Source organism: Bacillus sp. EB106-02-03-XG38, from assembly GCF_058792175.1.
This window is the reverse complement of sequence record NZ_JBYTED010000015.1, coordinates 1-8,500: the sequence shown is the minus strand read 5'-3', so window position 1 is coordinate 8,500 and position 8,500 is coordinate 1. Positions and strand designations below refer to the sequence as shown.

7 protein-coding genes are annotated in these 8,500 nt (G+C 33.2%); 1 reads left to right on the top strand and 6 read right to left on the bottom strand.

The features are described from left to right. Nucleotides 1-54: 54 nt before the first annotated feature. From AC3WTI_RS28270 to AC3WTI_RS28255, 4 genes are all read right to left on the bottom strand, one after another. Nucleotides 55-1,131, bottom strand: a complete 1,077-nt coding sequence (locus AC3WTI_RS28270; protein ID WP_098904164.1) for a glycosyltransferase WbsX family protein — start codon at nucleotides 1,129-1,131, stop codon at nucleotides 55-57. Between the two features lie 215 nt (nucleotides 1,132-1,346). After that, nucleotides 1,347-2,219 carry a class I SAM-dependent methyltransferase gene (locus tag AC3WTI_RS28265; protein WP_087955338.1) on the bottom strand — a complete coding sequence of 291 codons (873 nt, stop codon included), beginning with the start codon at nucleotides 2,217-2,219 and terminating at the stop codon, nucleotides 1,347-1,349. 26 nt (nucleotides 2,220-2,245) lie between these two features. Further along, the gene (locus AC3WTI_RS28260; RefSeq protein WP_087955337.1) at nucleotides 2,246-2,968 is read right to left on the bottom strand and encodes a class I SAM-dependent methyltransferase; all 723 of its coding nucleotides are present in this window, start codon (nucleotides 2,966-2,968) and stop codon (nucleotides 2,246-2,248) included. 204 nt (nucleotides 2,969-3,172) lie between these two features. Continuing rightward, the gene (locus AC3WTI_RS28255) at nucleotides 3,173-3,967 is read right to left on the bottom strand and encodes a sulfotransferase family 2 domain-containing protein (RefSeq protein WP_087955336.1); all 795 of its coding nucleotides are present in this window, start codon (nucleotides 3,965-3,967) and stop codon (nucleotides 3,173-3,175) included. A gap of 271 nt (nucleotides 3,968-4,238) precedes the next feature. Between AC3WTI_RS28255 and AC3WTI_RS28250 the strand changes: the two genes are divergently transcribed. Continuing rightward, on the top strand, nucleotides 4,239-5,183 hold the full coding sequence (locus AC3WTI_RS28250; RefSeq protein ID WP_087955335.1) for an NAD-dependent epimerase/dehydratase family protein: 945 nt from the start codon (nucleotides 4,239-4,241) through the stop codon (nucleotides 5,181-5,183). Between the two features lie 40 nt (nucleotides 5,184-5,223). Here the strand turns inward: AC3WTI_RS28250 and AC3WTI_RS28245 are convergent, their stop codons facing one another. After that, nucleotides 5,224-6,000, bottom strand: coding sequence for a class I SAM-dependent methyltransferase (locus tag AC3WTI_RS28245; RefSeq protein ID WP_087955334.1), 777 nt, complete (start codon nucleotides 5,998-6,000; stop codon nucleotides 5,224-5,226). 65 nt (nucleotides 6,001-6,065) lie between these two features. After that, nucleotides 6,066-7,997: a glycosyltransferase gene (locus tag AC3WTI_RS28240; RefSeq protein ID WP_097842120.1), complete on the bottom strand. Its 1,932-nt coding sequence runs from the start codon at nucleotides 7,995-7,997 to the stop codon at nucleotides 6,066-6,068. Between the last annotated feature and the right edge of the window lie 503 nt (nucleotides 7,998-8,500).

The following is an 8,500-nucleotide window of genomic DNA, read 5'->3' as shown; positions in this document are numbered from 1 at the left end:
GTTGGGACCTTGTCCCTGTGAGAGTAGGACGTCGCCAAGCAACTGTAAGACGAGTCAGAATGACTCGTCTTTTTTGTATGTTTTCATACCTCTGTTAATTGCCTGTTTAACTCCTTCTAAATAGGCGAATCCATGTTTTTTATCCGGTTCTAAGTAAGTACCTTCTGCCCATTCATTCCACGCATTAATAAATAAAAACTCACTATTATAAAGGGAGAACGTACGGTGAATTTGCTTGCTTAAGTATATTGTGAACTTCTCAGGAGTAGAACCTACAAAAATGCTGCTATTTAAGTCCTTACGGCGTGCTGTGTTGTCCCAGTCAACAAACGCACCGGGAAATGTTTTTTTCTCTGTAGGAGATCGCTTTAGTATATACATCCACACTTTATCATAATCCCAAGCGTTTATTTGTTTACCAGATTCATATATTATCTTATTTATGTCTGAAGAGCTATCATGAGCAATTGTATAAAAAGGTTCGAATTGAATGCTAGCATTGAATCTATTTATATTAGGAAGTGGAAAGCTGTTTAACGTTTCTACAAAGTATATACCTTTCAAACCATTTTCTTGTGCGAGTGTATTCCAGTAATTCAGCATTTGCTCACAATTTGGGATATGCCCAGGACGATAAATAATGAATAGTGGCTTATCATCTATACGGATATATCTCTCATCTTGGAAAGCTTGTAATAAATACTCAAAGTGTTCTTTCCAATCCGATAATTCTCCATAGTTTTGAGGCATTAATATGTGACTATCCAGACCATCCCAAGTTTTTGTCCACGGTTCATTTGCCCAAGAAAGGCAAAATGGAAAATTGGGTTCCTTCATTTGAAGTACCTCATTAAACGGTCTCTCCAATAGCCTTTTTCCTTTAAACCAGTAATGGTAATAACAAAAACCATATATGCCGTGTGCTTTGGCGATTTCTGCTTGCCATTTTCTTACGGATGGGGTGGTTAAGTCATAATAAAAATCTTGATAAGGTTCTCTAGGTTGATAATGTCCTGAAAATAAAGGTCGTGCACTTTTCGTATTTGTCCATTCAGTAAAACCTTTCCCCCACCATCGATCATTTTCTTTTATTTGATGAAACTGTGGTAAGTAAAAAGCGATTATTTTCAAAGTATATCCCCCTTATGTTCTTCGTAGTTCAAGTGGCGGGAAGTTACTTTTGATTTTGGGATCCAGTTTAAAGCGCGTGATATATTATTTACTTACTTTGTTTATGCTGCATAATGAATTCTTTTGTCCAGTTTGCCTGATATGGAAATCTTTGATGATTTAATATATACGACTGAGATACAAAATGATTTTCATTATACAATGAGCGAAAAGAGTTAATCTTTTTGGAGAACAAATAGAGCTTGGGGTAATCGGTTTGCATCGTCAAAAAAGTCCCGTAACTTTAAATACTTCTCATAGTGATTTTTAATATAAGTTCTAGGTATAACAGTTTCGCCGTAAAAACTACTATTTCTAACATCTCCTGCCCCTGTAGGGCTGTGGACAAAATTTCCGCTTTCATAATCCGAGATGGCACGATCTATATCTGGAAAAGTTTGAGATAAAGTTTTATGCCATCCCGTTTGAATTAATTCAGGGTGTTCCTTGAATTGTTGACAGAAATCGAGAAAATAGCGTGCTTGTGTTGTGGTGATGAAGATTCCACCTGGACGAAGAATTCTTGAAAATTCCTTTATCCAATTTTCTGCAGTTTCTTCGGATAAATGTGAGAATACAGAATAAGCGAATATGATGTCTAATGAATTGTCATTAATAAATTCTACAGGGGGTTGTGGGGGAGCTGTTTTATATTTGCCTCTTCCTAACGTTTCGTTACAAAGGTTAATCATTACAGGATCTACATCAATACCAAGTAAATTTTTATGGCGAACATCTTTGAAAAAGAAGCGTATAATTCTTCCCCATCCGCAACCAACGTCTAAAATTTTCCGTTCTTTATTTACAGGAACGCCTAAATTCTGGGCATATGTTTTTATAAGGCTATAAAACAAATAGGCTTCATAAAGAGCATGTTCATAGGAAGCACCTACAAACTGTTGTTGAATTTCTTCAGGGGAGAACATAGGTACTGGGATGCCATTTATCTTTGTTTGTGAGCAACTTTGTATAAATAGATTAAGAAGTTCAACATCAGAAAGCGGGCTAACAAGGTTATCGAAATAACTTCCTAACTTAAAGTTATTCATTTGTTAATCTCCAAATTATATAGTGCCTAAAAATCATTTTCTTGTTTTTTACTAATAAAAACATGCAAAAATTCAGCATCTAACCCCAGTGATCGATCCTTTTGTAAATAAACAATGGTATACATATTTGCATGTGTATAAATATATTCAATCATATCTTGGCCCCAATCAAATGTTACTAAAGAACCCTTCTCATCAATAGGATTTCCGTGATAAATAGGCTCTTCAATATACTCAATTCCTTCTTTATTGATTCTTGCTCTTTGCAAAGTCTTTGGCAGTGTGTGATACCAAGGTATAGTAAACACATGAGCGCCACCAGGCTTTAATACACGTTCTATTTCTTTAAAGGCTTTGTTTGGTTCCATTACATGTTCAAAGACATCTTGAGTAATGAATAAATCAAAAGATTCATTTTGAAAAGTCATGTCTTCTAAGTTCTCGCATCTAATTCCTTGAAAGTATTGGCCGAGAGGGTAGTTTGTAAAGTATTGAGAATATGTATAGTTTTTGCAGTTTTTTATTAGTAGTTGAGTTGTAATCCCTCCTGGAGAGGATTCGTGGATATGATAGGAACCCCATTTTGGAAAAAATGTATTTAAAACATGTATTAAAGCTCGCTGCCTTGGTATAGAGTGGCATGTAGAACATAAATAGTGATCTCTAAGCCAATCATTATGCTCTATAAATGTCGCTTCCTTCTCGCAAATAACGCAATATCCATTATTGTGCTTCAAATTACCTTCCACATGACATCACTCCTGTGTAAAAAAATGCATATGACACATACGTCAACAATCAGCGAAATCCATGAGAGTGGGTGAAAATAAGGGAATTCATAAAAGTAAGATTGGTAGAAGGAAATAATTAGCGGGGGAGAACCCTACGCTAATTAAAGTTTCACTTTATGCTATGCGATACATTCGCTTTTATTCATTGAAGAGTGTATCAATTTACAGTATTCCTTTTGTGTACGGGTACATTTCAAAGTCCTGTGCATATATCTCTGTAACTAACGCCATTGTTTCTTCATCATAAAAACTTTCATATGTTGGAAAGCGAGGGAATGTGGCATCTGTAATGCTGAGCTCTGAATAGCTTCCTGTATAAAGCATGTTATGAGCGCGATGATGACTTGAATTTGTAAGTAGCGCTAAATTAGATTTAGTTAAATCGTACGTATGTTCTATTTTGGTGATTTGTGTATTAAAATCTTCTAAAGGAATATAGTATTGGATGAATTTTTCTTCACCTGGAACGTATTGCTGGCTAAAATGTATGTCCATTGCTGGGGAATTGGAACCGAATGCTCGAACGTAATATAAAAATTGTTTAAAGGATATTCCCCGGTTACTATATTTGTCATTATATAAATAATGGCGGATACTCTCCCATTGAGGAATTGCATATGGATTGTCAGCAAGTAATAAAAATGAGCTGACAGCCCTTGTATAGGGATTCCGCACAAGTTTACAAACATCTTTTTTTGCTGATAGAAGTCCAGTTTGTAACTCTGGTATGTAGTTAGTGTTGTTTTTATACACCCAGAATTCATAGTAATGAATAAAGTCATGGTATTGCTTTGCTTCATTAAACAATCCAATTTGAAAAAAGAACCAATTAGCTAAAGTAGTGCATCCGCTTCTATGGCTCCAAAATAGTATAAGTGGAAAGTCTTTATGAAAATGTGGGATTCGATCTTTATGTAGGATTACATGATTTAACAGCTCTTGATTTACATTCTTCATATATGTAGTGCTCCTTTTTGAAAATTTTATATGTGGAGAGGGGGAAGCGTTTACTAACCCAATATATTCATGTGAATGAGTAAATATTATGAGTGTTTTTTGCGTTTAGCTTAAACAAGGTAGTGCTTCTAGAAGGAAAATATAAAATAAAGATAATGAAAATTTATAAGGGGCATACAATTATAAGAGAATGAATAATAGAAGTGACCGAGTTCATTTATTTGTATTTCTAGGTGTGATAAGTAAAAATCTTATTACTAGAGAGGATATTATGAGAAAGAATAATTATTTAATAGTAGGTGGAAATAGTTTTATTGGTATTAACCTCGCATTAGGTTTATTGAATCAAGGGCAAAATGTAAAAATTTTTTCCAGACATATAAATAATTTCCCTCAAAATATTATAAGTGAAGTTGAATTTATTAAAGGTGATTTAGCGAATGTTGAAGATATATATAAAGCTTTAGTGAATGTGGATATGATTATTTATTTAGCTGCAACGTCTAATGTAGCAACTTCAATTGAAGATGTTTTCGGAGATATAAAGAGTAGCTTTTTTTTTCTTAATTTCATGGAAAGTGTTAAAAACTTTCCTATTAAAAGAATTGTATTAGCATCTTCTGGGGGCACTGTGTATGGTGAGCCTGAATATTTACCTATTAATGAGGAACATCCATTAAAACCACTTTCTCCTTATGGAATAACAAAAGTGTCGCTTGAAAATTATTTGTACTTTTATAAGAAAAAATACGGAATTGACTATGTTGTATGTAGATATTCTAATCCATATGGAAAATATCAAAATCCTTTAAAGAAAGTTGGTGCAATCAATTGTTTTTTGTATCAACATCTCAGTAATGAAAAGATTAATATATATGGGAATCCACAAGAGATTATTCGAGATTATATTTATATCGATGATTTAGTTGAAATCACTATACAACTATCACAATTAAATCGCCTGAAATCATGTGTGTATAACATAGGGAGCGGCAAAGGCCTTTCTTTAAAACGAATTATAGTAGAATTGGAGAAGTTAACGGAAAGAAAAGTGGATTTTATTTGCTATAAACAAAAACAAGAAAATGTTCAAAAAATCATCTTAAATATAGATAGAGTAAGGAAGGAATGTAATTGGGAACCGAAAATAGATTTCAAAAGTGGTATTAGGTTAAATAAGCTATGGATTGAAGAGTTCTTATATAGTAAAAAATAATAAACCATGCCCTACTTCTGTATAAGTAGAGCATGGTTTATTATTTTATTTCTTTTTTTATTACCCAGAGGTCTTGATGCTCCCACCAAAAACCTTCAGTGTATTTTTTGATAATAGGGTTATAAGGTAATAATTTAATTTTGTCACATACGTAAGAGGGGCTAACGATCGTTTGCCCGTATTGATGAACATCTAAATCCAGTTGTTCACTAGAGGGAAGAAACCAATAACCCTGTTTATTTAAATCGGGAAAGCCGAAGTACTTTTTACTTTGATATCCATGAGTTGTGAAAATGAATAATCCGCCAGGGGAAACAGCATTATACAATGTTTGAAGCCAACGAAACCAAGTTGTGTCAGGCATATGAGAAAAAAAGGATAAACAAAAAACGATATTATACGTAGACGAGGCTAATTTTACTTGTTCTGGTTCGGGATGAGATAAGATAGAAGCAGTATTTAAAGTACTTTCAATAAAAGTAATAGCCTCGTCATGTATATCACAGGTAGTTATACTTAAGTTCGTTTGTAGGTTTAATAAATGACGTGTTATGCAGCCATATCCGGATGCGAATTCTAATAATTGAATGGGATTGTCTATAGGAGGAGAAAAGGAAGTAATTAAATCTAAGAGTGTCTCTGCGGATTTTCTTCCATCCTTAAAATAATAATCTATCGCTTCTTTTTTTGACGGAAAGACTGGGTTCGTGACAAGAAATTGAAAGATATGATCCTCTGGATGGATACTTGCATTTACATTGTAGCTATGTGCCATTTGAGAAATCAAATCTTTATTTGCCGCTATAAATTCTTTCAAAGAGTAGCCCCCTTTAATGATAGTAACGTCTTATAAGAGATATTGTTGATGAGGGAAATATATAATTAAACCTTCAAATATGCTTTAAGGTACTTTCTATATGTGTACATTTTCTTTTTTGAAATGTCGTCGATAGTAAAGGTTTCTGTAATGAAATTCTGCATTTGTACAACTTCACTGTAATGGGAATATGAATCTTCTGTTCTCGTTACGCTATTTGTATGTCGTCTATGATAGTTTAGCGGTTTTGGATTGAAATAAATATTTCCCTCTTTCAGAATAGAAACATAGAAAAACCAATCACCAGCTACTTTAAACTTTTCTAATTGTTTTGCTGTAGTTTGTATAGCTATGTTTTTAAAAACTACACTTGAGACATTAGGTATCGTGTTTTTGATAAGTAACGTATCTTGTATTTCATCTATCCCTTTTCGAAAGTAAGAACTCTTCCATTTTTCTTTATCAATATCATTTGTGTAATCTAAATAATGATTGGTTAGGATATTTCCTTGTTCATCTATTTGTTTTGATTGCGTGTAGCTTAAGGTAACATCACTATTTATATGAACCCCTTGCATTACTTCTTCTAAAAATGTCTGATCACATAAGTCATCGGCCTCTGCAATCCAAATATAATCACCAGTTGCTGCAGAGACACCTTTTATCCATTGTTTAAATACAGAACCAGAGTTTTTATCATTAATAATTTGTTGAACTTTTAGGTGGGATTTATTTTCGTTTGAGAGCAGCTGTTCAAATGTAGATACACTATTGTCAGTAGAAGCATCGTCTAGGAAAATTAGTTCATAAAGAGGATAAGTTTGGTTTAATATTGATTTAACTCGGTCAGGTAAGTATTTTTCGTAATTATAGTTCGGTAAGATTACGCTTATTTTTTTATAATTATGCTCAAGTAGGTGTAACAATTGATAAATGTAACGAAGGAAATTGAAATCTTTTTCAATAAGTTCTTGGCCAAAGCTACCTTTTTGTAATCGTAAATCTTCATCTCCAATAAATTCATATATTCTTTCCAGCATCATCGGTAAGTTTAAATAGTCTACTAATGCACCAGTTTGTTCCGTAACAACATCTTCAAAACCTCCAGCATTTTTAAACCCAATAACAGGGACTTTTATATCTAATGCTTCTAAAACAACGTTTGGAAAAGGATCCTCTCTTGAAGTTAATAAATATAAATCAGCCCCGGCGTTATATAAACCGATATCCGGAGTAGGCTCTACTAATGTGAAATGTGCTGTATACCTTGGGGATAGTGTATTAAAAAAATGAACATCTGTTTTCCCAACCCAGATAAAATGAATATTCGTATGAATTTTTCTTACTGAGTAAGCAATAAGTGAGAATAAATCTATTCCTTTTCGATGATCAGCGAATCCTACCCCTAAAATGATTTTGCTATCTAGAGGCAGATTGTGTTTTTTTCTTAATTCACTTCTAGCCTTTTCAATATTATTCTTATAAGGGTTGTGGTTAAACAAGCCTTGAGGGAGAATGTGGCATTTTTGATGATCTAATTGGGTGATTGTACGGAATTTTTCATACACGTACTGTGAAGGGAAGACAATTTTGTAAGCAAACTCGGCAATGTTTCTAGCCTTTCCTTCGGCAGAGTACTGTTGTATTAAATGCGGCAATTCATGTATTAATGAAATAACTTTTATATTGTGTTTAGCTAGTAATGCAACTATATCACCACTTATGACAGTACTACATATGGCGATGGTATAGTCTTGTGATAATAACTTCTTTATTAATAATTCGACCTTTTCTTCCGTTGGGTAGTTTTCCTCTAGGCAATAAACAGAACCATACTTTTGAAAATCGTGGATTAAAATGCCCGTTCCAATAGAAATAATTGCGACAGAGTAGTTAAAGTTTTCTTTAAGAGCTTTAATAGTATGTAAAGAAAGCAGCTGTGCTCCGTGAAAATGGGCATCATGGGATACATAAATGATCTTCTTATTAACATGCATTTCATAACGCCTCCTAAGTTAATTAGGTTTTTAGTAAATGTATGGCGTATTTATAATTCCTAGAAAGAAGTAATAGAAGATAATTGTGAATGTAGATGGAATGTACTCGCAATAACAAATGCTACTTTTAATATATATTTGTTTGGCATGATATTCATTCTTTAGAAAGGAATAAGTGGTAAGAAAGTGTAGAGTTTCGATTATGAAAGTAACTGTGCCATCTTATTAATTTCTAGAGACGGACAATACCTTTTATAATTTATAAAATAAATAGGATAAAAGGTATTGACGATTGTAGGTTATAGGTGTAATATAGAACAAGTCGCCGATGCAATAACACAGAAAGCGGCAAACGAAATAAAAAACTTAGTTGACATTGAAAGATGAAGATGTTAACATAAGGAAGTCGCAAATGAGCGACCAAGTAGTTCTTTGAAAACTGAACGAAACAAACAACGTGAAACGTCAATTTTTATTTTTAGATGCTAGACAAACTAACTTTA